We start from the raw sequence: 2,130 nt of genomic DNA on the forward strand, positions 1-2,130 counted from the left end.
TGACGAGGGGTGGCAACCCGTTTTGACGGTCCACGAAGCCATGAAAGAGGACGCGCCTTTGCTTCTGGAAGACCAGACCACGCAGTCACTGGGCGAAGATACGGGTCAAAAGAGCAATGTTTGTACCCATTTTCGCCATGAATTGGGCGATGTGGAAAAGGGATTTGCAGAGGCGGAACTCGTCATTGAGCGAGAATTTGACACGGCGACGGTTCACCAGGGGTATATAGAACCCCAAAATGCCACGGCTTTGTGGGGTGCTGATGATCAGATCACGGTGTGGTGCAGCACGCAGGGCGCATTTACCGTGCGCGAACAGACTGCGCAGATCCTGGATGTACCAGTTTCACAGGTCAAAGTCGTACCCATGGAAATTGGCGGTGGATTTGGGGGCAAAATTCGGATTTATCTCGAACCTCTGGCCGCAATTATGTCGAGAAAGACGGGACGCCCCGTCAAGATGGTCATGAGCCGCACGGAAGTTTTACAGGCAACTGGCCCGACCGCTGGCTCTTTTATCAAGTGCAAAATGGGGGTTGACAAAGCGGGTAAGATTGTCGCCGCATATGCGTATATGGCATATGAGTCGGGTGGTTTCCCCGGTAGTTGGGCAGCCCCAGGTGCCATGTGCATTTTCGCGCCCTACAATATTCCCAATGTGCTGATTGACGGATACGAGGTGCTGGTCAATAAACCTCAGACCATGGCCTATCGGGCGCCCGGCGCAACCAATGCCGCTTTTGCTTCCGAAACGATTATCGACGAGATTTGTGAGCAATTGGATGCCGATCCACTCGAGTTTCGGCTCGAGAATTCTGCCAGAGAAGGTACGCGCCGCGCAGATGGTCCGGTTTATCCACGAATTGGTAACGAGGAATGTGTCAAAACAGCTCTGGATTCAGATCACTACGCGACGCAAGTCGATGGCAAAAACCGCGGGCGCGGAATTGCTTCGGGTTTCTGGTTCAACGTGGGTCTAAAGTCGAGTGCCGCTGCCAGTGTAAATTCCGATGGTACAGTCAGTCTGGTCGAGGGTTCTACGGATATTGGCGGAACCCGAACGTCTATTGCGATGCAATTGGCCGAAGTTCTCGGCATCGGAGCAGAAGACGTCAAGCCACAGGTCGTTGATACGGATTCTATCGGCGATACAGATGTAACAGGGGGAAGTCGCACGACATTTGCAACCGGGTGGGCGGCTTATCAGTGCGCCCTTGATATCAAGGAGCAGTTGATTGAACGCGCGGCAAAATTGTGGGAGATCTCGACTGATGATGTGGTTTTTGACGATGGTACATTTTCTTCATCTGATTCTTCTAAAACCCTCTCGTTCAAAGAATTAGCCGGAATTCTTGACGAGACCGGTGGTCCTGTTATGGGCAGGGCAACCGTAAATCCGTCCGGCGTGGGCGGAGCTTTTGCGGTAATGATTGTCGATATTGAGGTCGATACTGAAACGGGCAAAGTGGAGATTTTGCGCGTCTCTATGATTCAAGATGCTGGCAAAGCTATCTATCCCAGTTATGTCGAAGGGCAAATGCAGGGAGGCACAGCACAGGGTATTGGCTGGGCACTCAACGAAGAATACGCCTATAATGGAGATGGACTTTTGACCAATGCGAGTTTGCTCGATTACCGGATGCCCACATGTCTCGATTTGCCCATGATTGAAACCCATATCGTCGAAGTGCCAAATCCCGGCCACCCCTATGGTGTGCGAGGGGTGGGGGAAGTGCCGATTGTTCCACCTGCTGCGGCAGTTGCAAATGCGATTTACGATGCTGTGGGTGTGAGAATGACAAATTTGCCCATGTCGCCAGGCGAAGTGCTCAAGGCATTGTGGGCAAAAAACGGAGGAAATGGGACAGCCTGATTTGTGCGTATCTAAATAGACATTCAATCCAAAGGAAAGGGGGTAACATGAATCGAGTGATTTCAATATTCGCTGCCTGGGGACTGGCAGCCCTGATGGTGCTGTGTGTTCCTCAGATGGCCGATGCCCTCGGGTTGCATGTCAAAGCGGGTGTAAGTCTGACGCGCGAACCTCAGATTGACTACTTTTATGGCATGGGTGGCCAGTTTGACTCCCACCGATGGATGGTCGGAGGCAATCTCGATCTGGGATCTGTT

Annotated in this window: 2 protein-coding genes; both read left to right on the forward strand. The window is 52.3% G+C overall.

From position 1 onward, the window contains the following. Nucleotides 1–1,873, forward strand: a 1,873-nt coding sequence (locus tag OXG87_14685) for a molybdopterin-dependent oxidoreductase (GenBank protein MCY3870794.1), incomplete at its 5' end; no start/stop codon positions are given. Between the two features lie 47 nt (nt 1,874–1,920). Next, the coding region (locus OXG87_14690) for a hypothetical protein (protein MCY3870795.1) at nt 1,921–2,130 on the forward strand (210 nt) is incomplete at its 3' end.

Source organism: Gemmatimonadota bacterium, from assembly GCA_026706845.1.
Lineage (GTDB): Bacteria > Latescibacterota > UBA2968 > UBA2968 > UBA2968 > VXRD01.